This window comes from Kitasatospora sp. NPDC058406 (assembly GCF_042722765.1).
Classification (GTDB): Bacteria; Actinomycetota; Actinomycetes; order Streptomycetales; family Streptomycetaceae; genus Kitasatospora.
The window spans coordinates 1-22,715 of record NZ_JBHXKE010000078.1 but is presented as its reverse complement, the minus strand read 5'-3'; the positions used below and the strand labels follow the sequence as shown (position 1 = coordinate 22,715).

The following is a 22,715-nucleotide window of genomic DNA, read 5'->3' as shown; positions in this document are numbered from 1 at the left end:
CGGCCCGCCCTCAGCGGACCGGCTGCCCGGCCTCCCGCAGCGCGTTCTTGACCTCGCCGATCCGCAGGTCGCCGAAGTGGAAGACGCTGGCGGCCAGCACCGCGTCCGCACCGGCCTCCACCGCCGGGGCGAAGTCGGCGAGCTTCCCGGCGCCGCCGGAGGCGATCACCGGCACCGAGACGGTCTTGCGGACGGCCCGGATCAGCTCCAGGTCGTACCCGTCCTTGGTGCCGTCCGCGTCCATCGAGTTGAGCAGGATCTCGCCCGCGCCCAGCTCGGCGGCGCGCCCGGCCCACTCGACGGCGTCCAGGCCGGTGCCCTGGCGCCCGCCGTGCGTGGTGACCTCGAAGCCCGACTCCGTCTCGGTACCGGGCGGGCAGCGCCGGGCGTCGACCGAGAGGACCAGCACCTGACGGCCGAACCGCCGGGCGATCTCCCGGACCAGCTCCGGCCGCGCGATGGCCGCGGTGTTGACGCCGACCTTGTCGGCGCCGGCCCGGAGCAGCTTGTCGACGTCCTCGACGGCGCGGACGCCGCCGCCGACGGTGAGCGGGATGAAGACCTGCTCGGCGGTGCGGCGCACCACGTCGTAGGTGGTCTCGCGGTCGCCGGAGGAGGCGGTGATGTCGAGGAAGGTCAGCTCGTCCGCACCCTCGGCGTCGTAGAGCTTGGCCATCTCGACCGGGTCGCCGGCGTCCCGCAGGTTCTGGAAGTTGACGCCCTTGACCACGCGGCCGGCGTCGACGTCCAGGCAAGGGATGACACGTACTGCGAGGGTCACTGCTGTCTGCCTTCCAGAGTCTTGGCGAGCCCGGCACGATAGGCGTCGATCTCGACCTCGACCATCATCCGGGAGTCGACCAGGCCCTCGACCACCACCATGGTGGCGGCCGGACGGACCGTGTCGAAGAGGAACTTGTGGGCGCGGCCGGCCTCGGAGCAGTCCCGGGCGTGGGTCACGTACATCCGGGTGCGGACCACGTCCGCGAGGGTGAGGCCGAACCGTTCGAGGGCCTCGCGCGCCGTCCCGAAGGCGGCGAGCGTCTGCCCGTACGGGTCGCCCTCGTGGTGGACGACGCCGTCGACGTCGAGGGCGGTGGCGCCGGACACGAAGAGGAAGTCCCCGGCCGCGACGGCTCGGGAGAAGCCGAACTCCTCCTCCTGGGGGAAGGAGCCCGGTACTCGGTCGAGCCGCCGCGCGGCCGGGGGTTCGCTCATCGGGACACTGCCTCCAGGGCCTCTTCGAGGGTGAACTTCTGCTCGTAGAGTGCCTTGCCGACGATCGCGCCCTCGACTCCCTCGCCGACCAGCGTCGCGATCGCCCGGAGGTCGTCCAGCGAGGAGACGCCGCCGGAGGCGACCACGGGGCGGTCGGTGGCGGCGCAGACGTCGCGCAGCAGCTGCAGGTTGGGGCCGGTCAGGGTGCCGTCGCGGTTGACGTCGGTGACCACGTACCGGGCGCAGCCCTCGGAGTCGAGGCGGGCCAGCACGTCGAAGAGCTGTCCGCCGTCGCGGGTCCAGCCGCGGCCGCGCAGGGTGGTGCCGACCACGTCCAAGCCGACGGCGATCTTGTCGCCGTGCTCGGCGATGACCTTGGCGACCCACTCGGGGCTCTCCAGGGCGGCGGTGCCGAGGTTCACCCGGGTGCAGCCGGTGGCGAGCGCGGCGGCCAGCGACTCGTCGTCGCGGATGCCGCCGGACAGCTCGACCTTGATGTCGAGGGCGGCGGTGACCTCGCGGAGCAGCTCGCGGTTGGAGCCGGTGCCGAAGGCGGCGTCGAGGTCGACCAGGTGGAGCCACTCGGCGCCGGCGCTCTGCCAGGCGAGGGCGGCGGCGAGCGGCTCGCCGAAGGAGGTCTCGGTGCCGGAGGCGCCCTTGACCAGGCGGACGGCCTGGCCGTCCCGGACGTCGACGGCGGGGAGCAGTTCGAGGCGGCTCATAGTGTTGGCAACTCTCAGATCGTCAGAGGGTGCTGACCCAGTTGGTCAGCAGGGCGGCGCCGGCGTCGCCGGACTTCTCCGGGTGGAACTGGGTGGCCCAGAGCGGACCGTTCTCGACGGCCGCCACGAACGGCTCGCCGTGGGTGGCCCAGGTCACCAGCGGGGGGTTGATCCGCGCGCTGTGGACCTCCAGCTCCCAGCTGCGCACCGCGTAGGAGTGCACGAAGTAGAAGCGGGTGTCGGCGTCGAGGCCGGCGAACATCCGGCCGTCCGCGGGGGCGTCGACGGTGTTCCAGCCCATGTGCGGGACGACCGGCGCCTCCAGCGGTTCCACGGTGCCCGGCCACTCGTCGCAGCCGGCGGTCTCGACGCCGTGCTCGACCCCCCGCTCGAAGAGGATCTGCATGCCGACGCAGATGCCCATGACGGGGCGGCCCCCGGCGAGCCGGCGGCCGATGATCCAGTCACCGCGGACGGCCCTCAGCCCGCGCATGCAGGCCTCGAAGGCGCCCACGCCGGGGACGAGCAGGCCGTCCGCGTCCATCGCGGTCCGGAAGTCGGACGTGACGGTGACGTTCGCCCCGGTGCGCTCCAGGGCGCGCTGGGCCGAGCGGAGGTTGCCGGAGCCGTAGTCGAGCACGACGACGTTCTTGCCCATGTTCAGGTGTCCAGTCTTTCGGTCGCTCGACGGATTACAGGCGCATCAGGCCGGAGACGAGACACATCACCGAGCCGAGCGCGAGCACCACGATGACGCCCTTCGGGATCTTCTGCTTCCAGAACGAGATCACGCCGCCGGCCAGGAAGAGGCCGACGAAGAGAAGGACGATCGCAGACTTGCTCACAGCGCACCCTTGGTCGACGGGAGGATGCCGGCCGCGCGCGGGTCGCGCTCGGCGGCGTAGCGCAGCGCCCGGGCCAACGCCTTGAACTGGCACTCCACGATGTGGTGCGCGTTGCGCCCGTACGGCACGTGGACGTGCAGGGCGATCTGCGCCTGGGCCACGAAGGACTCCAGGATGTGCCGGGTCATGGTGGTGTCGTAGGTGCCGATCATCGGCGCCATCGTCTCCGGCTCGGTGTGCACCAGGTAGGGGCGGCCGGAGAGGTCGACGGTGACCTGCGCGAGCGACTCGTCCAGCGGCACGGTGCAGTTGCCGAACCGGTAGATGCCGACCTTGTCGCCGAGGGCCTGCTTGAAGGCGCCGCCGAGGGCGAGGGCGGTGTCCTCGATGGTGTGGTGGGTGTCGATGTGCAGGTCGCCCTCGGTCTTCACGGTGAGGTCGAAGAGTCCGTGCCGGCCGAGCTGGTCCAGCATGTGGTCGTAGAAGCCGACGCCCGTGGAGATGTCGGTCTTCCCGGTGCCGTCGAGGTCTATCTCGACCAGGACCGAGGTCTCCTTGGTGGTGCGTTCGACGCGTCCGATGCGGGTCATGCGGGGTTACAGCTCCTTGATCACTTTGGCGACGGCGTCCAGGAAGGCGTCGTTCTCGGCGGGGGTGCCGGCGGTGACGCGCAGCCACCCCGGGACGCCGTTGTCACGGACCAGGACGCCGTGGTCGAGGATGGCCTGCCAGACGGCGTGGGTGTCGGCGAAGCGGCCGAACTGGACGAAGTTGGCGTCCGAGTCGGTCACCTCCAGCCCGAGCCCGCGCAGGGCGTCGACCAGCCGGTCGCGCTCGGCCTTGAGCCGGCCGACGTAGCCGAGCAGGGTGTCGGTGTGTTCCAGGCAGGCCAGCGCGGTGGCCTGGGTGACGGCCGACAGGTGGTAGGGCAGGCGGACCAGCTGGACCGCGTCCACCACCGCCGGGTCGGCGGCCAGGTAGCCCAGGCGCAGCCCTGCGGCGCCGAAGGCCTTGGACATGGTGCGGGTGACCACCAGGTTGGGGCGGCCCTCGATCAGCTCCAGCAGCGAGTCCCGGTGCGAGAACTCGACGTACGCCTCGTCGACCACCACCAGGCTGGGCCGGGCGGCCTGCGCGGCCTCGTACAGCCGCAGCACGACGTCGGCCTCGACGGCGGTGCCGGTCGGGTTGTTCGGCGAGCAGACGAACACGACGTTCGGCCGGTGCTCGGCGATGGCGGCGACGGCCGCGTCGAGGTCGATGGTGAAGTCCTCGTTGCGCGGCCCGGAGATCCAGCCGGTGCCGGTGCCCCGGGAGATCAGGGCGTGCATCGAGTAGGAGGGCTCGAAGCCGAGCGCGGTGCGGCCGGGGCCGCCGAAGGTCTGCAGCAGCTGCTGGAGCACCTCGTTGGAGCCGTTCGCGGCCCACACGTTCGCCCGGGCGACCGGGAAGCCGGTGGTGCGGGTCAGGTAGGCCGCCAGGCCCTCGCGCAGCTCGACCGCGTCCCGGTCCGGGTAGCGGTTGAGGCCGCGGGCGGCCTCGGCGACCCGTTCGGCGATCCGGGCCACCAGCTCCTCGGGGAGCCGGTACGGGTTCTCGTTGGTGTTCAGCTGGACGGGCACGTCGAGCTGGGGCGCGCCGTACGGGGACTGCCCGCGCAGCTCGTCGCGGATGGGAAGGGAGTCGATGGTGCTCACGCGCCCGGCACACTCCAGTCGAATCGGGCCTTGATCGCGTCGCCGTGACCGGGCAGGTCCTCGGCGTCCGCCAGGGTGACGACGTGCGCGGCGATGCCGGCCAGTGCCTCGCGGTCGTACTCGACGACCTGCACGCCGCGCAGGAAGGTCTGCACGGACAGGCCCGAGGAGTGGCAGGCGCAGCCGCCGGTGGGCAGCACGTGGTTGGAGCCGGCGGCGTAGTCGCCGAGCGAGACCGGCGTGTACCGGCCGATGAAGATCGCGCCCGCGTTGCGGACCCGGGCGGCGACCGCGTGGGCGTCCCGGGTCTGGATCTCCAGGTGCTCGGCCGCGTAGGCGTCGACCACCGCGAGGCCCTGGTCGAGGTCGTCGACCAGGATGACGCCGGACTGCCGGCCGCCCAGGGCCTCGGCGACCCGCTCGCTGTGCCGGGTCCGGGTGACCTGCACCTTCAGCTCGGCCTCCACCGCCTCGGCCAGCTCGGGCGAGTCGGTGACCAGCACCGAACCCGAGGTCGGGCCGTGCTCGGCCTGGCTGATCAGGTCGGCGGCGACCTCGCGCGGGTCGGCGCTGTCGTCGGCGAGGACGGCGATCTCGGTCGGGCCGGCCTCCGAGTCGATGCCGATCCGGCCGGCGAAGTAGCGCTTCGCGGCGGCGACGTAGATGTTCCCGGGGCCGGTGACCATGTTCACCGGCTCGCACTCCTCGGTGCCGAGCGCGAACATGGCGACCGCCTGGGCGCCGCCGACCGCGTACACCTCGGTGACGCCGAGCAGCGCGCAGGCCGCCAGGATGGTCGGGTGCACGCGGCCGCCGAAGGCCTTCTGCGGCGGCGAGGTGACCGCGATGCCGCGGACACCGGCCTCCTGGGCCGGCACCACGTTCATCACAACGGAGGACGGGTAGACCGCCAGGCCGCCCGGTACGTACAGCCCGACCCGGTCCACCGGCACCCAGCGCTGGGTGACCGTGCCGCCGGGCACCACCTGGGTGGTGTGCCCCTCGCGGCGCTGGTCGGCGTGCACCGTGCGGGCCCGGCGGATCGACTCCTCCAGTGCGGCGCGCACCTTCGGGTCGAGCGTCTCCAGGGCCTCGGCGAGCTGCTCGGCGGGGACCCGGGTGGTCTCCAGCCGCACGCCGTCGAAGCGCTCGGTGATCTCGATCAGCGCCTGTACGCCCCGATGGTGCACGTCCTCGGCGATCGGCCGCACCGTCTCCAGGGCGGCCGCCACGTCGAACTCGGCACGGGGCAGCAGGTCACGCGGGTCGTCGAGCGAGCCGCGGAGGTCGATTCGAGAGATCACGCCACCCAGTGTAAGGAGTGGCCGGAACGGGCGGCCCCGCATTTCAGTCCGTGATACGAAGAGCGAGACGACCGGGGGAAGCAGGGGGGAACCATGACCGAACGGGCACCCGACGGCTGGACGGTGACCGAGCAGGGGCTCTGGCACGCGTTCCGGCACGGCCGGATCCACGACCTGCGGGTCGGCGCGGCCGAGCAGGACGACCCGTTCGGCGACGCCGACTGGGGGCCCGGGCGCACCGTCCGCGCCGAGGTGCTCTCCCGGCTGTTGCTGGACGGGCCCACCGCCGTCTCCGGCCGGGTCGCCTCGCTCAAGCTGACCGGCGCCCTGATCGCCGGCCCGCTGCGGCTGGCCGGCGGCACCATCAGCCACTACGTCGAACTGCACGAGTGCCGGTTCGAGCAGAAGGTCCTGATGTCCGAGGCCGAGGCGGGCACGGTGCGCTTCGTCGGCTGCCTGATCCCGCGCCTGGAGGCCTCCCGGCTCGCCACCTCCGGCGACCTGCACCTGGCCCGCTGCCGCTTCCCGCAGGGGGTCCGGCTCACCGACGCCCGGATCGGCACCGACCTGCTGCTCAACCAGGCCGTGCTCGGCGGCGACCGGTTCGGCCGGGCGCTGTCCGCCGACGGCCTCGCCGTCAGCCAGGACTTCGAGGCCGAGCGGCTGGAGGCCGTCGGCGAGATCAGCCTGCGCACCGCCCGGATCGGCGGCCGGTTCTCGCTGCGCGGCGCCCGGCTGCAGGCCGTCCCGGAGAACCCCAACGCGCTCAACGCCCCGCGAATAACCGTCGGCCACACGCTGTACCTGAGCAGCTCGGCGGACCGGGGCTGGACCGACTCGCGGTCCTACTACGGCTCCGGCTACGGCCAGGTCATCCCGCCCAGCGCCTCCAGCACCCCGTTCCGCGCGTACGGCCGGGTCCGGCTCTCCGACGGCCGGTTCGAGAACGCCTGCCTGATCTCCGGCGCCGAGTTCCACCTCGGGGAGGGGGACGAGCTCGCGCTGCGCCGGATCCAGACCCCCGAGCTGCGGTTCACCTGCCGCACCCCGCCCACCGGGCCGGTCTCGCTCTCCCGCGCGCGGATCGGCAACCTGGTCGACTCCCCCGAGGCCTGGCCGCACGGCCGCCACCTGGGCCTCACCGGCTTCACCTACGAGTGCCTGCGCCCGGCCGTGCCGTTCACCGTCCGGCAGCGGATCGCCTGGCTGGAGGGCTCCTCGGTCGACTTCCAACCCGAGTCGTACGAGCAGCTGGCCGCCGCCCTGCGCCGGGACGGCGCCGACGACGACGCCCGCGAGGTGCTCTACGCCAAGCAGCGCCGCCGCCGGCAGACCCTGCCGCTGCCGTCCCGGATCTGGGGCCGGATCCAGGACGCCACCGTCGGCTACGGCTTCCGCCCCAACCGGGCCGCCCTCTGGCTGCTGCTCGCCTGGGCACTCGGCAGCCTCTACTTCGCCACCCACGAGCTGCAGCCGCTCAAGGCCGACGAGCGGCCGCACTGGAACCCGGTGCTCTACGCGCTCGGCCAGCTGCTGCCCGTGGTCGACCTCGGCCAGCAGGGCTGGAACCCCGGCGGGACCTCCCAGTGGGTGGCCGCCGGCCTGGTCATCGTCGGGTGGGTGCTCGCCACCACCGTCGCCGCCGGCGCCAGCCGGATGCTCCAGCGCGGCTAGAACCGGCCCCGGCACGGGCCCCCGGGACGGGTGGGGGCACCCGGCCGGGGCCCCGTGCCGGTAACCCCCGGGCGCCCGCCCGCCCCGGGGAACTACGCTGTCCGCCGTGACAGAACGGCTGCCCCTCTTCCCGCTGAACACCGTGCTCTACCCGGGCCTGGTGCTGCCCCTGAACGTCTTCGAGGAGCGCTACCGCCGTCTCGTCGCCGACCTGCTCGCCCTGCCCGAGGACCAGCCCCGGCGGTTCGGCGTGCTGGCCATCAAGGACGGCCGCGAGGTCGCCCCGGTCCGCCCCGACGACGGCCCGGCCGGCCCGCTGAACGGCCTCGGCACCGTCACCGGCGACCCGCTGGAGGCGCTCCACCACATCGGCTGCGTCGCCGACCTCACCTCCGTCCAGCCCCAGCCGGACGGCCGGTACGAGCTGCTGGTCACCGGCACCACCCGGTTCCGGCTCCGCTCGGCCGACACCGGCGGCCCGTACCTGACCGGCGAGGCCGAGCCGATCGAGGAGCGCACCGGGGAGGGCTCCGGCGCCCTCGCCTCCGAGGTCGAACGCGCCTTCCGGACGTACCAGAAGCGCCTGGCCGGCGCCCGCGAGGCCAGCACCGTCGGCCGCCAGGAGCTGCCCGACGACCCCCAGGTGCTCTCCTACCTGGTCGCCGCCGCGACCGTCCTGGAGACCCCGCTCAAGCAGAAGCTGCTCGCCTCCCCCGACAACGCCCAGCGGCTGCGCCTCGAACTCGACCTGCTCCGCCGCGAGACGGCCGTGCTCGGCTGGCTCCCCTCGCTGCCCGCCGCCGACCTCACCCGCCAGTCCTTCAGCCCCAACTGACCGGCCCGGGCCGGCCCGACCCGGGCGGCCCCGGGACCGGGCAGCCCGTCCACCGGAGACCCGCACATGGCCAAGAAGCCGAAGAAGGGCGGCCAGGGCACCCCTGCCACCGTCGCCCTGGAGACCGCCGCCGTGCCGTTCACCGTCCACGCCTACGCGCACGACCCGGCCGCCGCCTCCTACGGCGGCGAGGCCGCCGAGGCCCTCGGCGTCCCGGCCGACCGGGTCTTCAAGACCCTGGTCGCCGACGTCGACGGCGTCCTCACCGTGGGCGTCGTCCCGGTCGCCGGCCGGCTCGACCTCAAGGCCCTGGCCGCCGCCGTCGGCGGCAAGCGCGCCGTGATGGCCGACCCGGCGGCGGCCGAACGCAGCAGCGGCTACGTCCTGGGCGGCATCTCCCCCCTGGGTCAGCGCCGTCCGCTGCGCACCGTCGTCGACGACGGCGCGCTCGCCCATCCCACCGTCTACGTCTCGGCCGGCCGCCGGGGCCTGGAGGTCGAGCTGGCCCCGGCCGACCTGATCACCCTCACCGCGGCGCGCACCGCCCCGATCACCCGCTGAGGCCCCTCAGGGCCCCGGGAGCGCCCGGGGAGCGCCCGGGGGAGTCAGCCCCGCCGCCCGTCCTCCGGCGGCAGCGGCCGGGCGTCCACCGGCGGCACCGGCCCCGGATGCTCCGGGTGTCCCGGGAACGCCTGCCCCGCGCCCTCCGGGGGCACCGGCGCGCCGTACGGCCCCGCCCAGTACGGCGGCGGGTCCTCCTCGCGCTTCCCGAACGCCGCCGACAGCGCGAGCAGCACCACCATCGCCGCCATCGGCCAGGCCAGCACCGCCCCGTACGCACCGAGGTCGATGTCCGCCCGGAAGTGCCCGCCGTTCCCGACCCGCCGGGCCTCCGCGATCAGGTCGCGGCTCGGCCCGAGCCAGCGTCCCAGCCCCCAGGCGCCGACCGAGGCGAGCAGCCCGCCGACGGCGAGCCCGAGGGCGACGGCGATCCCGCCGCCGCGCTTGCGGGTGACCAGGAACGCCCCGAGCGCCGTCAGCACGCCCATGCCCAGCCCGATCAGCACGAAGACGCTGTCCGCGCCGGCCCGCTGCTCCCCCTCCGGGTCGCCGTAGAGGATCTTGTTGCCGTCCACCACCAGCGGCACCTTGGGCGCCAGCCAGGCCCACAGCCCGGCCATCGCCACGCCCAGCACCAGACAGGCCAGGACCGTGATCGCACCGATCCGCAGCTCGGGCGCCAGCCGCTGCAGGGAGGGCTCGTTCGACCGCTTCGCGGAGACCAGGTCCAGCACCGGGTAGGAACCCGGCGCCGGGGCCCGCGGCGGCGCGTACGGATCGGGAACGGCGTCCGCGACGGCGTCGGCGTCGGCTCGCGCGGGATCCGGAGGTGTGTTCGGTACGGTCACGGTGCCATCGTTTCACGACCGCCGCCGCGGCGACCGCGCCACCCGCGCACCCCGGCCCGGCGGGTGCGGGCCGCGCCTACCGCCGGGTCGCCCGCCGGTAGGCCCACGTGGCGGCCGCCAGCGACGCCACGCCCACCCCGGCGCAGACCGCCAGGTCGCCGAGCACCGCCGCCCAGTCCGGGTCCGGTTCGAAGGTCCGTGCGAACGCCTCGACCCCGTACGTGGAGGGGAGCAGGTCGCGCATCCAGAGCACCGGCTGCGGCAGGTGGTCGACCGGCAGGACGCCGAGCAGCAGCGCGGCCGACATGCCGAGCTGCCCGAGCATGGTGGCCAGCTCCTGCCGGGGCGCGAGCAGCCCGCAGATCGCTCCGAGCCCGGAGAGCGCCGCACCGGCCAGCGGCACCACCGCGAGCAGCACCCACAGCTGTCCGAGCGGCAGCCCGAACATGACGGCGCCCGCGCCCGCCGTGACCAGCGTCCCGGGCAGCGTGAACGAGGCGTACGCGGCGGCCGCCCCGAGCACCACCGAGGCGGCCGGCACCGGCAGCGTCGCGTAGTGGTCGAGGCCGCCGGTGGCCCGCAGCCGGCCGAAGTACTGGGCGAGCAGGTTGAGCGCGACGAACGCGACCACCAGCACGCTGGAGCCGGCCACCACGTACCGGGCGGCCGAGGTCTGCCCGGCGTCGACCACGCCCCGCATCATCACCAGGATGCCGAGCGACTGGAAGGTGGCCACGAACAGCAGCGGGATCCGCGCCACCCGGGCCCGCGCCAGCTGCGCCCGGTAGACCGCGGCGAGGGCGGGCAGCAGCCGGGCCGCCGGCGCGAGCGGGGCGGGCCCGCCGCCCGTGGCCGGTGCGGTCCGTGGCGGAGCCGAGAGCAGCGTCACTTGGCCAGTCCTCCGTGGCGGCCGCCCAGCTTGAGGTACGCGTCCTCAAGGCTCGGGGTGGCCAGAGTGAAGTCGTCCAGGGCCGCGAAGGCCGGGCCGGTGGTGACGGCGGCGACCAGTTCGCGGGCCTGCTCGGGGGTGGTGCGGACGGTCCAGCGGCGGCCGGTGCGCTCGGCCCGTTCCGCGAGCGCGGCCACGGCGGGGACGCCGAGCGGCGCCTCGTCCCGCCAGACCAGGTCGAGCCGGACGTCGCCGTCGACCAGCGCCTTGAGGCCGCCCGGAGTGTCACAGGCGATGATCCGGCCGTCGTCGACCACGGCGACCCGGTCCAGCACGGTCTCCGCCTCGATGACGTTGTGGGTGACCAGCAGCACGGTCGCGGCCCGCTCGGCCCGGCGCCGCTCCACGGCGGCCCAGACGGCCCGGCGGGCGATCGGGTCCATGCCGGTGGTGGGCTCGTCGAGGACGAGCAGCGGCCGGTCGCCGACCAGGGCGGCGGCGAAGCAGGCGAGCCGGCGCTGGCCGCCGGAGAGCTTGGCGAGCGGCCGGTGGGCGAGCGGCTCCAGCGCCAGCTCGGTGATCACCTCGTCGGCCGCCGCCCGGGCCTGCGCCCGGCCGAGGCCGCGCAGCCGGCCGGTGGTCTCGGCGGCGAGGGCGACGGTCAGCTCGTCCAGCGCGGTCGACTCCTGCCCGAGGTAGCCCAGCAGCCTGGCGGCCCGCTCGGGGTGCTTGACCACGTCGTGGCCGAGCAGCTCGATCGAACCGGAGTCGGGCCGCAGCAGCCCGGTCAGCTGGCGGACCAGGGTGGACTTGCCGGCGCCGTTGGGTCCGAGCAGCCCGAAGATCTCCCCCTGCCGAACGGTCAGGGTGATGCCGTCGTTGGCCCGGATCTCGGTGGCGGCGGCGCCGCGCCCGGCGCGGTACGTCCTCACGAGGTCGCGCACGGCGCAGCACGGCGAGGTCTTCTGGGGTGCCCGCCCGGCCGTCTCGCTCACGACCGACGACTCTACGCGGTGCAACCGGCGAACCGGACAAGGGGGCCCGTTCCGCCACCCCTTCGCAGGTCAGTCGTCCCGGCAGGTCAGTCGTCGACGACCAGCTCCCCACCGGGGACGCGGGCGGCGAGCTCCTTCCAGAAGCCGGCCCGGATCGCGTACCGGTCGTGCTCGTCGATCTGGTCGTCCTTGTGGGCGAGCAGGCCGAACCGGGCGGCGTAGCGGAGCAGCTCGCCGTCGACCCGGTGCGGGATGCGCGGGTAGTCGGGCCAGAGCACGGTGAGCCGTTCGACGTCACCGAGCCGCCCGGTCCATCGGCGGGCGAAGACCTGGCCGACCTCGTGGGCGTCGCCGCCGATCGTGGTGATGTCCTCCTCACGGTCGGCCCAGCGCTGTTCGGCGGTGGTGAGCTGGGCGAGGGTGGGCAGGCCGTCGCCGGCGGTGACGGCCGGTTCGGGGACGGGCCGGTCGACCCAGCCGCGGTCGGAGGACCAGCGCAGCACCGGACCGGCCTGCTGGTGGTGGGCCGCGGGGGCCGGCCGGTCGACGCTGCGCCCGGCGAGGTCCTTGGGGGTGGGGACGACCTTGAGCGCGGTGGCCGACTGCGGTCGGCCGTTGGCCACCGGGACGGCGGCGGGGGCGGGAGCGGGAGCGCCTGCGGCCGGGCGGACGGCGGCCGACGCGGCGGCGGGCAACGTGCCGGGCAGCGTGCCGGGAAGGGCGGCGGGGGGCGCGGTGGGCGGGGCGGCGAGGATCTTGACGATCTCGTGGCGGGGGCCGGGAGCGGGGAAGACGGCGGAGGTCTCGCGGAGGCTGAACGAGCCCTCGATCCACTCGCGGTCCAGGACCCGCCGTTCGTCGGCCTCGCCGACCAGGTCCTCGGACTGGTTGAAGTCGCCGTCGGCGGCCTGGAGCGCCCAGAGGTGGACGACGACGCCGTGTTCCTTGGCGGACATCATGCCGGGCAGCAGGTCCCCGTCCCCGGTGATCAGGACGACGTCGGCGCAGGCCCGGTTGCGGGCGAGTTCGGACAGCTCGGCGTGCATCGCCGCGTCGACGCCCTTCTGCACCCAGCGGCCCTCGGCCCGGGTGAGCGCGCCGAGCCGGACGGTGACCCGGGGCAGGACCCGGAGGCGGCGGTGCTCCGGCATCGGGCGCCGCTCGGGGGCGGCGTCGAACCAGTAGATGCGCAGCAGCGGCAGGCCGGTCTCGGCCTCGGCCCGCTCGCGCAGGGCGGCGATCAGCGCGGTGTGGTCGACGGAGATCTTGGACCGCGACGGGTCTCCGGCGAGCAGGCTGGCGGCGGCGCCCAGCAGGTATCCGGCGTCCACCAGGACGACACAGCGGTCCATCGCGCACCTCGTTCCGCTCGCCCTCGGGGTCCGGCTCCGCCGGGGGCGGCGGTTCCGTGGTGGGCGCGGTCCGCCCGGCTCCCGGGCGGGGAGGGGGTGAGGGGGTGCCCGCAACCGCCCGATCGTTGGGTCACCTTTTCCCCCTGGTTCGCCGGCCGAACCTCGGCGGTCCGTCGCGGTCCCGCAACAGGTCGAAGGGCCCCGCCGGCTCGGCGGGGCCCTTCGTACCGGTGGTGCCGGGTGCCCGGCCCCCGGGTCAGCCCTTGAGTTCGGCGGCGACCAGCTCGGCCAGCTGGACGGCGTTGAGCGCGGCGCCCTTGCGCAGGTTGTCGTTGGAGACGAACAGCGAGAGGCCGTTCTCGACCGTCTCGTCGGCACGGATGCGGCCGACGAAGCTCGGGTCGCGGCCGGCGGCCTGGAGCGGCGTGGGGATCTCGCTCAGCTCGACGCCGGGGGCGCCGGCGAGCAGCTCGGCGGCCCGCTCGGGGCTGATCGGACGCTCGAAGCGGGCGTTGATCTGCAGCGAGTGGCCGGAGAAGACCGGGACGCGCACGCAGGTGCCGGCGACCTTCAGGCCGGGGATGCCGAGGATCTTGCGGCTCTCGTGGCGGAGCTTCTGCTCCTCGTCGGTCTCGTTGGAGCCGTCGTCGACGATCGCGCCGGCCAGCGGCAGCACGTTGAAGGCGATCGGGCGCTTGTAGACCTGCGGCTCGGGGAACTCGACCGCGGAGCCGTCGTGGGCGAGCGCGGAGGCGCCGTCGACCACCTTGGCGGCCTGGTCCTGCAGCTCGGCCACGCCGGCCACGCCGCTGCCGGAGACCGCCTGGTAGGTGGAGACGACCAGGGCGGCGAGTCCTGCCTCGTCGTGCAGCGGGCGCAGCACGGGCATGGCGGCCATGGTGGTGCAGTTCGGGTTGGCGATGATGCCCTTGGGCCGGTCGGCGATGGCCTGCGGGTTGACCTCGGAGACGACCAGCGGGACGTCGGGGTCGCGGCGCCAGGCGGAGGAGTTGTCGATGACGACGGCGCCCGCGGCGGCGGCCTTGGGGGCGAGCTCCTTGGAGGTGGAGCCGCCGGCGGAGAAGATCACGATGTCCAGGCCGGTGTAGTCGGCCGTGGCCGCGTCCTCGACCGTGACCTCGGTGTCCTGCCACGGCAGGGTGCGTCCGGCCGAACGGGCCGAGGCGAACAGCCGCAGCTGCTCCACCGGGAAGTTCCGCTCCGCCAGGATCTCGCGGACCACGCCGCCGACCTGACCGGTGGCCCCGACAATGCCGATCTTCATTTCCGACTACTCCTCTTGATCGTGCTGTTCACAGCCGCAACACTCCGCCCATCATGCCTTGTCACGGGCGGAATCCGGCCTGGTATTCCACGGTGTGAGAGGCCCGGACCCCTCAGTGGTCCAGACCAGTGGCCAGCTCCAGGGCCCGCGCTACCTCGGCCGGCCCGGCCGGCAGCAGCGGCAGCCGGACGTCCGGGGTCGGGATCCGCCCCTGCGCGTGCAGCACGCCCTTCACCACCGACGGGTTCGGCGCCGCGAAGGCGGCGAGCGCCAGCCCGGTCAGCCGGTGGCCCAGCGCACGGGCGCGTGCCGCGTCCCCGGCCTCCCACGCCTCCACCAGTTCGACGAAGCGCGCGGTGGCCAGGTGGGCGGCGGCGGGGATGCCGCCGGCGGCGCCCAGGGCCAGCAGCGGCGAGAGGAAGGCGTCCTCCCCCGACAGCACCGCGAACCCCTCCGGCGCGGCGGCGAGCAGTTCCACCGCGGCCTGGTCCACCCCGCCGGTGGCGTACTTCACGCCCACCACGCCCGGCAGGGCCGCGAGCTCCAGCAGCGCGCCGGCCGACAGGTCCTGCCCGGTCCGGTACGGGATGTGGTAGACGACCAGCGGTACCGAACTCGCCTCGGCCAGCGCCCGGAAGTGCGCGACCGTCCCGGCCTCGCCGGGCCGCACGAAGGACGGCACGGTGACCAGCGCGGCGGTCACGCCCGGCACCCGCCCGGCGAGCCCCGCCAGCTCCGCCGCGGACGCCCGGGCGTCCGGCCCGCCGGCGCCGACCAGCAGCCGGGCGCCCCGGTCGGCGCAGACCGCCGCGCAGACCTCGACGACCGCGCGCCGCTCGGCGTCGTCCAGGGTGGCCGGCTCCCCCGTGGTGCCGAGGGCCACCAGCCCGGCCGCGCCGGCGTCCAGCAGCGAGCCGGCCAGCTTCTCCAGCGCGTCGAGGGCGACCGAGCCGTCGGCCGCGAAGGGGGTGATCAGCGGGACGTGGATGCCGTGGAGAGCCGTGGTGTGTTCCATGACGACGATCCTGCGGCCGGCCGATCGCACAGGTCCAGTTCACATTTCCGAGGCTTCTCGTAAGCTGAGCCGATGCTCGACGTCCGACGCCTGCGCCTGCTGCGCGAACTGGCCCACCTCGGCACCATCGCCGCCGTCGCCGAGGCGCTCTCGTTCAGCCCCTCGGCGGTGTCCCAGCAACTGTCCGTCCTGGAGAAGGAGGCCGGCGTCCCGCTCCTCGAACGCACCGGCCGCCGGGTCGCCCTCACCCCGGCGGGTCTGAACCTGGTCCGGCACGCCGAGGCGGTGTTGGAGCGGCTGGAACAGGCCGACGCCGAACTCGCCCACGCCCGTGAGGGGTTGGCCGGCCCGCTCCGGATCGGCACCTACCCGTCGGCGGCCCGTGCGATCATCCCCGCCCTGCTCGCCGAACTGGCCGGCTGGCACCCGGGGCTGGAGCCGATGGTCACCGAGGTCGACCCGGCCGCCGTGGCGGCGGCGCTGCGCGCCGGGGAGCTGGACGTCGCCCTGGTGCACGAGTACGACCTGGTCCCGGCCGATCCGGAGCCGGGGCTGGCGGTGACCCGGCCGGTCTTCACCGAGCCGATGTACCTCGCGGCCCGGGGTCCGGGCAGCGTGGCCGACCAGCGCACCGAGCCCTGGATCCTCGCCCCGGCCGGCACCCTCTGCCACACGATGGCCGTCCGGGCCTGCGAGAGCGCCGGGTTCGCGCCCCGGATCCGCCACCAGATCGACGACTTCGCCACCGTGCTCGCCCTGGTCGCGGCGGGTCAGGGCGTGGCCCTGGTGCCCCACCTCGGCACCGCGGAGCCGCCGCCCGGCGTCACCCTCACCCGGCTGCCGATGTACCGCCGCACCCGGACGGCCTTCCGGGCCGGCGCGGGGGCCCACCCCGCGATCTCCGCGTTCGTCTCGGCCCTGTACACCGCCGTCCCGCCGGGGCTGCGCGGTTCGGCCTGAACGCGCCGGGGCGCCCACCCCCGGAAGGGTGGACGCCCCGCTCGGCCCGCGGCCGCACCGGGCCGGCCGCGGCACGGCCGGTCGGTCAAGGGCCGGTCAGCCGGTCAGGAGGCCAGGGCCGGTCAGCCGGCCAGGCAGCTCGGCCCGAGCAGCTGCTTCAGGTCCCCGAACAGCGCCGGATCCGACTTCACCCGGTGCCGGTCCAGCCGCAGCACGGTCGTCCTGTCCCGCGCCTCCAGCCGCACCCGCACCTCGGTCGTCCCCCGGTGGCTGCTCAGCACCTCGCCGAGCCTGGCCACCAGCGGCGGCGTCACCTTCACGCTCGGGATGTTGATGATGATCGGCGCGTCGGCGTGCGCGTTGGACAGGTCCGGAACCGACAGCTCCATCCCCATCAGCCGCGGCACGTCCTCCCGCTTGTCCAGCTTGCCGCGGACGAACACCACCGCGTCCTCGACCAGTTGCGAGGAGACCAGCTGGTAGCTGGCCGGGAAGAACATGCAGTCGATCGAGCCCGCCAGGTCCTCGACCGTCGCGATCGCCCAGGCGTTGCCCTGCTTGGTCATCTTCCGCTGGAGGCCCGAGATGATGCCGCCGATGGTGACGATGGTGCCGTCCGGCCGTTCGGCGAGGTCGGCGACCGCGCAGTCCGCCTTGTCGGAGAGCACGTGCTCGATGCCGTGCAGGGGGTGCGAGGAGACGTACAGGCCGAGCATCTCCCGCTCCTGGGTCAGCAGGAACGACTTCTCCCACTCGTCCTCGGAGAAGACGACGTCCAGCCCGAAGCTCGGCTCGTCGGCGTCCGCGTCGCCGCCGAAGAGGTCGAACTGCCCCTCGGCCTCCTTGCGCTTGACCCCGACCACGTTGTCGATCATCGGCTCGAACTGCGCGGTCAGGCCCTTGCGGGTGTGCCCGAGCGAGTCGAACGAACCCGCCTTGATCAGCGATTCCACGGTCCGCTTGTTGCAGACCACCGACTCCACCTTGTCCAGGAAGTCGGGGAAGGAGACGAACTTCCCCTTCGCCTTCCTGGTCCGGATCATCGACTCGACGACCGGCCCTCCGACGTTGCGGATGGCGGTCAGGCCGAAGCGGACCAGGGTGTCCCCGTGCGGGGTGAAGTCGGAGTCCGACTCGTTGACGTCCGGCGGGAGCACCTGGATGCCCATCTTGCGGCACTCGTTGAGGTAGACCGCCGACTTGTCCTTGTCGTCCTTGACCGAGGTCAGCAGGCCGGACATGTACTCGGCCGGATAGTTGGCCTTGAGGTACGCCGTCCAGTACGAGACCAGCCCGTACCCGGCCGTGTGCGCCTTGTTGAACGCGTAGCCGGAGAAGGGGACCAGGACGTCCCAGACCGCCTGGATCGCCGCGTCCGAGTAGCCGTGCTCGCGGCAGCCCCGCTGGAAGGGGACGAACTCCGCCTCCAGGATCTCCTTCTTCTTCTTGCCCATGGCGCGGCGCAGCAGGTCGGCCTGGCCGAGCGAGTAGCCGGCCAGGATCTGCGCGGCCTTCTGCACCTGCTCCTGGTAGACGATCAGGCCGTACGTCGGCTTGAGGATCTCCTCCAGGGGCTTCTCCAGCTCCGGGTGGATCGGGGTGATCTCCTGCTGGCCGTTCTTGCGCAGCGCGTAGTTGGTGTGCGAGTTGACGCCCATCGGACCGGGCCGGTACAGCGCCAGCACCGCGGAGATGTCCTCGAAGTTGTCGGGCTTCATCAGGCGCAGCAGCGAGCGCATGGGGCCGCCGTCGAGCTGGAAGACGCCGAGCGTGTCGCCGCGCGCCAGCAGCTCGTAGGTCGGTTTGTCGTCCAGGGGCAGATCAAGCAGGTTGATCTTGATGCCCTTGTTCTTCTCGATCGCCTTGACGGCGTCGTCCATGATCGTCAGGTTGCGCAGGCCGAGGAAGTCCATCTTGAGAAGGCCGAGGCCCTCACAGGTGGGGTAGTCGAACTGCGTGATGGTGACGCCGTCGGTGTGCCGGGTCCAGACCGGGATGTGGTCGGTCAGCGGCTCGGCGGACATGATGACGCCGGCGGCGTGCACGCCGGGCTGGCGGATCAGGCCCTCGATGCCGCGCGCGGTGTCGATGACCTTGCGCACGTCCGGGTCGGTCTCGTACAGCCCGCGGATCTCACCGGCCTCGCCGTAGCGCGGGTGGCTGGTGTCCGTGATGCCGGACAGCGGGATGCCCTTGCCCATGACGTCCGGCGGCATCGCCTTGGTGATCCGGTCACCCATCGCGTACGGGTAGCCCAGGACCCGCGAGGAGTCCTTGATGGCGGCCTTCGCCTTGATGGTGCCGTACGTGACGATCATGGCGACCTTGTCGGACCCCCACTTGTCCGTCACGTACCGGATCACGTCACCGCGCCGGCGCTCGTCGAAGTCGATGTCGACGTCGGGCATGGAGATGCGCTCGGGGTTGAGGAAGCGCTCGAAGATCAGACCGTGCGGGATGGGGTCGAGGTCGGTGATGCCCATCGCGTACGCGACCAGCGAGCCGGCCGCCGAACCACGGCCCGGGCCCACCGCGATGCCCTGTTCCTTGGCCCACATGATGAAGTCGGCGACCACGAGGAAGTACGCCGGGAACCCCATCTGGATGATGGTGTCCATCTCGTACTCGGCGAGCTTCTTGTGCTCCTCGTCGTAACCCTCGGGGAAGCGCCAGTCCATGCCCTTCCACACCTGGGACTTGAAGAAGTCCGCCTCGGACTCGAAGCCCTCCGGGATGGGGAAGCGCGGCATCAGGTTCTTGAACTCGAACATGCCCGCGGTGTCGACCCGGGAGGCGACCAGCAGCTGGCTGTTCCGGCAGCCCTCCTGCCAGGCGTCCGAGGAGTCCAGCCCGTACATCTCGGCGGCCGACTTGATGTAGTAGCCGGTGCCGTCGAAGCGGAAGCGGTCCGGGTCGGAGAGGTTCTTGCCGGTCTGCACGCAGAGCAGCAGGTCGTGGGCGCCGGCGTCGCTCTCGGTGGTGTAGTGCGAGTCGTTGGTGACCACCGGCGGGATGTTCAGCTTCTTGCTGATCTCCAACAGCCCGTCCCGGACCCGCTTCTCGATGTCCAGGCCGTGGTCCATCAGCTCAAGGAAGTAGTTCTCCTTGCCGAAGATGTCCTGGTAGTCGGCGGCGGACTTGACCGCCTCGTCGAAGTGGCCCAGCCGCAGCCGGGTCTGCACCTCGCCGGACGGGCAGCCCGTGGTGGCCATCAGGCCGGCCGCGTGCTCGGCGATGATCTCCTTGTCCATCCGGGGCCACTTCACGAGCCAGCCCTCGGCGTACGAGCGCGAGGTCAGCTTGAAGAGGTTGTGCAGGCCCTCCCTGTTCCGGGCCCAGATGGTCTTGTGGGTGTAGGCGCCGGACGCCGAGACGTCGTCCTTCTTCTGGTGCGGCTGGCCCCACAGGATGCGCTTGGTGTTGGACCGGGACTCCGGGGCGACGTACGCCTCGATCCCGATCACCGGGGTGATGCCCGCGGCGGTGGCCTGCTTGTGGAACTCGGCCGCGCCGTACATGTTGCCGTGGTCGGTCATCGCGACATGGGTCTGCCCCAGCCGCTCGACCTCCTTGAACAACTGCTTCAGCCGGGCGGCACCGTCCAGCATCGAGTACTCGGTGTGGACGTGCAGATGCGCGTACGGCTGGTCGCTCAAGGCGGGGCCTCCGGAGGCTCGTGCTGTCTGGCTGGCCGGCGAACGCGCAGGTCACGGGCAGTGCGCCTGGAAACAGTTGCGGCCCGAGCCACTCCCGGGGCCCGGACCAGCACTCACGCGTTCACGCTCCTACTCTAGCCTCCGGACGCACCCGCCTCCGGCCACGCGCCGCGCCCCGAAGGATCGCCCATGCCTCACCAGCAGCCCACCGCCACCGACCGTGCCGAAACGGTACTCAGCGTCTTCGAAACAGCCTTCGGCGACCTGCTCGCCCAGGATCCGGCGGCGTTCCGGGTCAAGTTCCGGAAGATGGCGGCGTCCGCCTTCGCGTTCTACCGGGGCACCGCCGGCCTCTACTACGCGGACCTCACCACCGAGCCGTTCGCGTCCTTCGGCGCGCCGTTCCTCGACGAGCGCACCAGCCGGGTCTGGATCCACGGCGACCTCCACGCGGAGAACTTCGGCACCTACCTGAACGCCGAGGGCCGCCTGGTCTTCAACGTCAACGACTTCGACGAGGCCTACGTCGGCGCCTTCACCTGGGACGTCCAGCGGCTCGCCGCCTCCCTCGCGCTGATCGGCTACGCCAAGGCGCTCTCGGACGCGACGATCACCGAGCTGGTCACCGCCTTCGCCACCGCCTACCGGGCCCGGATCTCCGCCCACGTCACGACCGGCGACGCCGACCCGTACACCCTGGACACCACCACCGGCCCGGTCCTCGACACCCTCCGGCAGGCCCGGGTGCGGACCCGGGTCTCGCTCCTCGACGGCGACACCGTCGTCGAGGGCTACGACCGCCGCTTCCGCCTCGGCGGCGGCGCGATCGAACTCGACGAGCCCACCAAGACCGAGGTGCTGGCCGCGTTCGAGGACTACCTGACCACCCTGCCGCCGGCCTCCCGCACCCGCCCGGCCGCGCTGCGGGTCAAGGACGTCGTCGGCCGCCGGGGGATCGGCATCGGCTCGGCCGGCCTGCCGTCGTACAACCTCCTGCTCGAAGGGCACACCGACGCCCTGGAGAACGACGTGATCATCTACATGAAGCAGGGGCAGACGCCGGCCGTCTCGCGCCACGTCACCGATCCCACCATCGCCGACTACTTCGAGCACGAGGGCCACCGCACGGTCATCTCCCAGCGCGCCCTCCAGTCCCACAGCGACCCGTGGCTCGGGTACACGACGCTGCGCGGCCGCGGCCAGCTGGTCGCCGAGGTCTCCCCGTACGCGACGGACCTCGACTGGACCGACCTCAACGAACTGCCCGACCTGCTCGCCGTGACCAGGTACCTGGGCCGGGCCACCGCCACCATGCACGCGGCGGCCGACGAGTCCTCCAGCGGCCACACCCTGGTGCCGTTCTCCACCGAGCACGCGATCGACGAAGCCCTCGCCCGGGACGAGGCCGGCTTCACCGCGATGCTCGTCGACTTCGCCCACGCCTACGGCGCCCGGGCCCGCGCCGACCACCAGCTCTTCGTGGACCTCTACCGCAACGGCCGCATCCCCGGCCTCTGATCACCCGCCGGTCAGGGCCGCCAGCCGCTCCCCGGCGGCGGCCCTGACCTCGGGCTCCTCCAGCGCGTCGTCCCGCAGGTACGCGAGCCGCTCCCTGACGTCCGCGCGGTCCGGCGCGTGCCGCGCCCCGAGCAGCCGGGCCCCGGCCTCACAGTCCCAGAGACACTCCAGGTACACCTTGTCCAGGCCCGTCCGATCGATCTCCGCCAGCGCCTCCAGGTAGCGCACGCGCTCGTACGAGTGCGGCGTCCACAACCAGAACCGCCGGAGCAGCGACACCGCGTCCCGGGCCGCCGTCCCGAACCGCCGCAGCCCGTCGGCCGTCCTCATCGGCCCGCACCACCGCCGCTCCACCCAGTCCCGTTCCAGGTCGGCGACCAGCACCGGAACGTCCTCGGCCGTCCCGTGCCCGGCCAGCACCGCGTGACCCAGCAACCGCAGCCATCCGGGCTCCGTGACGGCGGCCCACTCCCGGGCGGCGGGCACCGCCAGGGGCCCGAGCTTCTCGACCACCCCGATCAGCGGCCACAGGACGTACGTCCCGTCCGCCGTCCCCAGCGACGGCACCAGGGGGATCACCCCGGGCTCCGGACCCCGGTCGTCGATCACGTCGAGCGCGGCGGTCCTGCGCTCCTCCGACTCCCCGGGATCCGCCAGCAGCTCCAACAGCCCGGCGTTGTCGACGTCCGCCAACGGCTTCCGCTCCCGGGGCCCGTGCACCGGCCCGGGCCCGGCCAGCTCCCACCGGTACCACGGCTCCCCCCAGCGGTCCTCCGGGTCCCGCTCCGCCCGCTCCCGCCCGGTCTCCGCCAGGTCGTCCCACCACTCCACCGGCCACCGGTGCGCCATCTCCTCCAGCGCCGCGACCCAGTGCTCCCCCTCCTCCACGTACTCCCGCAGCGACTCCCGGGCCTCCCCCGACCCGTCCAGCGCGAGCAGCGCCAACACCCGCGCGGCTCGCCCGCTCGCTTCCTCCCCCGCGCCGAGCCCCTCCGCCACCGGCCCCAGCGGCAGCTCCAAGTCCCTCACCAGCCGGGCCAGATAGAGCCCCCGCTGGTCGACCGAGTCCCACCGCCAGTCCCACCGGACGCAGCCGTAGACGATCTCGGCAGCGGCCGCAGGATCCTCGACGGCCATCCGCGCCCCCAGCCCCCGCCCTCGCTGCACCAGCCCCGCCAGCGTCGCCGCCGGCGCATACCGCCCCTCACTCATCACCATCCCCCCATCCTCCCCTCCACATCACATCCACCACGGCGCAGACCACCTCGACGGTGCCGGCCTCCAGGCCGTTCCCCTCACCGCCCCACCGCACGGCCGCCTTCGTCGTGCACGACGAAGGCG

The 22,715-nt window shown here is 73.3% G+C and carries 21 protein-coding genes; 5 read left to right on the top strand and 16 right to left on the bottom strand.

All coding sequences use genetic code 11. The features are described from left to right. Positions 1–10: 10 nt before the first annotated feature. From hisF to hisD, 8 genes are read right to left on the bottom strand one after another with little or no spacing between them, the layout of a single operon-like run. Positions 11–781, bottom strand: coding sequence for an imidazole glycerol phosphate synthase subunit HisF (hisF, locus tag ACFWOG_RS17485; RefSeq protein WP_329882106.1), 771 nt, complete (start codon positions 779–781; stop codon positions 11–13). Beyond that, entirely contained in the window at positions 778–1,218 is a 441-nt protein-coding gene (locus ACFWOG_RS17480) for a Rid family hydrolase (protein ID WP_329882107.1), read from the bottom strand. Before ACFWOG_RS17480 ends, hisF begins: the two co-directional genes overlap by 4 nt. Next, a complete protein-coding gene (priA, locus tag ACFWOG_RS17475) occupies positions 1,215–1,940 on the bottom strand; it encodes a bifunctional 1-(5-phosphoribosyl)-5-((5-phosphoribosylamino)methylideneamino)imidazole-4-carboxamide isomerase/phosphoribosylanthranilate isomerase PriA (RefSeq protein WP_329952054.1) in 726 nt (241 codons plus the stop codon). The genes ACFWOG_RS17480 and priA overlap by 4 nt, the downstream gene beginning before the upstream one ends. Before the next feature lie 22 nt (positions 1,941–1,962). Continuing rightward, positions 1,963–2,598: an imidazole glycerol phosphate synthase subunit HisH gene (gene hisH / locus ACFWOG_RS17470; RefSeq protein WP_329882109.1), complete on the bottom strand. Its 636-nt coding sequence runs from the start codon at positions 2,596–2,598 to the stop codon at positions 1,963–1,965. A 34-nt stretch (positions 2,599–2,632) separates the two neighbouring features. Then, positions 2,633–2,785 carry a hypothetical protein gene (locus tag ACFWOG_RS17465; protein WP_329882110.1) on the bottom strand — a complete coding sequence of 51 codons (153 nt, stop codon included), beginning with the start codon at positions 2,783–2,785 and terminating at the stop codon, positions 2,633–2,635. Further along, complete coding sequence (gene hisB, locus ACFWOG_RS17460) at positions 2,782–3,375, bottom strand: imidazoleglycerol-phosphate dehydratase HisB (RefSeq protein WP_329882111.1); 594 nt, start codon at positions 3,373–3,375, stop codon at positions 2,782–2,784. The genes ACFWOG_RS17465 and hisB overlap by 4 nt, the downstream gene beginning before the upstream one ends. Before the next feature lie 6 nt (positions 3,376–3,381). Continuing rightward, positions 3,382–4,482: a histidinol-phosphate transaminase gene (locus ACFWOG_RS17455; protein WP_380359374.1), complete on the bottom strand. Its 1,101-nt coding sequence runs from the start codon at positions 4,480–4,482 to the stop codon at positions 3,382–3,384. Then, positions 4,479–5,786 (bottom strand): histidinol dehydrogenase, encoded by a 1,308-nt coding sequence (hisD, locus tag ACFWOG_RS17450; protein WP_329882113.1) that lies wholly within the window; start codon positions 5,784–5,786, stop codon positions 4,479–4,481. The genes ACFWOG_RS17455 and hisD overlap by 4 nt, the downstream gene beginning before the upstream one ends. A gap of 93 nt (positions 5,787–5,879) precedes the next feature. Between hisD and ACFWOG_RS17445 the strand changes: the two genes are divergently transcribed. The 3 genes from ACFWOG_RS17445 to ybaK all read left to right on the top strand — a co-directional run bounded on the left by ACFWOG_RS17445 (position 5,880) and on the right by ybaK (position 8,856). Next, the gene (locus ACFWOG_RS17445; protein WP_380359371.1) at positions 5,880–7,460 is read left to right on the top strand and encodes an oxidoreductase; all 1,581 of its coding nucleotides are present in this window, start codon (positions 5,880–5,882) and stop codon (positions 7,458–7,460) included. Positions 7,461–7,566: 106 nt separating this feature from the next. Next, entirely contained in the window at positions 7,567–8,295 is a 729-nt protein-coding gene (locus tag ACFWOG_RS17440; RefSeq protein WP_329882115.1) for an LON peptidase substrate-binding domain-containing protein, read from the top strand. Positions 8,296–8,361: 66 nt separating this feature from the next. Next, entirely contained in the window at positions 8,362–8,856 is a 495-nt protein-coding gene (gene ybaK, locus ACFWOG_RS17435; protein WP_355401558.1) for a Cys-tRNA(Pro) deacylase, read from the top strand. A 44-nt stretch (positions 8,857–8,900) separates the two neighbouring features. Here the strand turns inward: ybaK and ACFWOG_RS17430 are convergent, their stop codons facing one another. The 6 genes from ACFWOG_RS17430 to ACFWOG_RS17405 all read right to left on the bottom strand — a co-directional run bounded on the left by ACFWOG_RS17430 (position 8,901) and on the right by ACFWOG_RS17405 (position 15,240). Further along, a complete protein-coding gene (locus ACFWOG_RS17430) occupies positions 8,901–9,704 on the bottom strand; it encodes a hypothetical protein (RefSeq protein ID WP_380359366.1) in 804 nt (267 codons plus the stop codon). Positions 9,705–9,780: 76 nt separating this feature from the next. Next, positions 9,781–10,593, bottom strand: a complete 813-nt coding sequence (locus tag ACFWOG_RS17425; RefSeq protein ID WP_380359363.1) for an ABC transporter permease — start codon at positions 10,591–10,593, stop codon at positions 9,781–9,783. Beyond that, positions 10,590–11,588, bottom strand: a complete 999-nt coding sequence (locus ACFWOG_RS17420; protein ID WP_329882120.1) for an ABC transporter ATP-binding protein — start codon at positions 11,586–11,588, stop codon at positions 10,590–10,592. Before ACFWOG_RS17420 ends, ACFWOG_RS17425 begins: the two co-directional genes overlap by 4 nt. Before the next feature lie 86 nt (positions 11,589–11,674). Next, the gene (locus ACFWOG_RS17415; RefSeq protein ID WP_380359360.1) at positions 11,675–12,940 is read right to left on the bottom strand and encodes an NYN domain-containing protein; all 1,266 of its coding nucleotides are present in this window, start codon (positions 12,938–12,940) and stop codon (positions 11,675–11,677) included. Between the two features lie 256 nt (positions 12,941–13,196). Continuing rightward, complete coding sequence (locus ACFWOG_RS17410; protein WP_329952051.1) at positions 13,197–14,225, bottom strand: aspartate-semialdehyde dehydrogenase; 1,029 nt, start codon at positions 14,223–14,225, stop codon at positions 13,197–13,199. Between the two features lie 112 nt (positions 14,226–14,337). Continuing rightward, positions 14,338–15,240, bottom strand: a complete 903-nt coding sequence (locus tag ACFWOG_RS17405; RefSeq protein WP_380359356.1) for a dihydrodipicolinate synthase family protein — start codon at positions 15,238–15,240, stop codon at positions 14,338–14,340. A gap of 72 nt (positions 15,241–15,312) precedes the next feature. On the opposite strand from ACFWOG_RS17405, the gene ACFWOG_RS17400 reads away from it, so the two are divergent. Next, positions 15,313–16,200 carry a LysR substrate-binding domain-containing protein gene (locus ACFWOG_RS17400; protein WP_329882125.1) on the top strand — a complete coding sequence of 296 codons (888 nt, stop codon included), beginning with the start codon at positions 15,313–15,315 and terminating at the stop codon, positions 16,198–16,200. Positions 16,201–16,322: 122 nt separating this feature from the next. Here the strand turns inward: ACFWOG_RS17400 and dnaE are convergent, their stop codons facing one another. After that, the gene (gene dnaE, locus ACFWOG_RS17395; RefSeq protein ID WP_329952049.1) at positions 16,323–19,856 is read right to left on the bottom strand and encodes a DNA polymerase III subunit alpha; all 3,534 of its coding nucleotides are present in this window, start codon (positions 19,854–19,856) and stop codon (positions 16,323–16,325) included. 189 nt (positions 19,857–20,045) lie between these two features. Here dnaE and ACFWOG_RS17390 point away from each other — a divergent pair, with 189 nt between their 5' ends. Beyond that, complete coding sequence (locus tag ACFWOG_RS17390; protein ID WP_380359352.1) at positions 20,046–21,374, top strand: DUF2252 domain-containing protein; 1,329 nt, start codon at positions 20,046–20,048, stop codon at positions 21,372–21,374. Here ACFWOG_RS17390 and ACFWOG_RS17385 read toward each other — a convergent pair whose 3' ends face one another. Next, on the bottom strand, positions 21,375–22,592 hold the full coding sequence (locus ACFWOG_RS17385; RefSeq protein ID WP_329952047.1) for a hypothetical protein: 1,218 nt from the start codon (positions 22,590–22,592) through the stop codon (positions 21,375–21,377). Positions 22,593–22,715: the final 123 nt, after the last annotated feature.

Coding starts and splice junctions, on each gene's coding strand:
- ACFWOG_RS17480 (WP_329882107.1), bottom strand. CDS start 1,218: ATGAGCGAACCCCCGGCCGCGCGGCGGCTCGACCGAGTACCGGGCTCC.
- priA (WP_329952054.1), bottom strand. CDS start 1,940: ATGAGCCGCCTCGAACTGCTCCCCGCCGTCGACGTCCGGGACGGCCAG.
- hisH (WP_329882109.1), bottom strand. CDS start 2,598: ATGGGCAAGAACGTCGTCGTGCTCGACTACGGCTCCGGCAACCTCCGC.
- hisB (WP_329882111.1), bottom strand. CDS start 3,375: ATGACCCGCATCGGACGCGTCGAACGCACCACCAAGGAGACCTCGGTC.
- ACFWOG_RS17445 (WP_380359371.1), top strand. CDS start 5,880: ATGACCGAACGGGCACCCGACGGCTGGACGGTGACCGAGCAGGGGCTC.
- ybaK (WP_355401558.1), top strand. CDS start 8,362: ATGGCCAAGAAGCCGAAGAAGGGCGGCCAGGGCACCCCTGCCACCGTC.
- ACFWOG_RS17415 (WP_380359360.1), bottom strand. CDS start 12,940: ATGGACCGCTGTGTCGTCCTGGTGGACGCCGGATACCTGCTGGGCGCC.
- ACFWOG_RS17410 (WP_329952051.1), bottom strand. CDS start 14,225: ATGAAGATCGGCATTGTCGGGGCCACCGGTCAGGTCGGCGGCGTGGTC.
- ACFWOG_RS17405 (WP_380359356.1), bottom strand. CDS start 15,240: ATGGAACACACCACGGCTCTCCACGGCATCCACGTCCCGCTGATCACC.
- ACFWOG_RS17400 (WP_329882125.1), top strand. CDS start 15,313: ATGCTCGACGTCCGACGCCTGCGCCTGCTGCGCGAACTGGCCCACCTC.
- ACFWOG_RS17390 (WP_380359352.1), top strand. CDS start 20,046: ATGCCTCACCAGCAGCCCACCGCCACCGACCGTGCCGAAACGGTACTC.
- ACFWOG_RS17385 (WP_329952047.1), bottom strand. CDS start 22,592: ATGGTGATGAGTGAGGGGCGGTATGCGCCGGCGGCGACGCTGGCGGGG.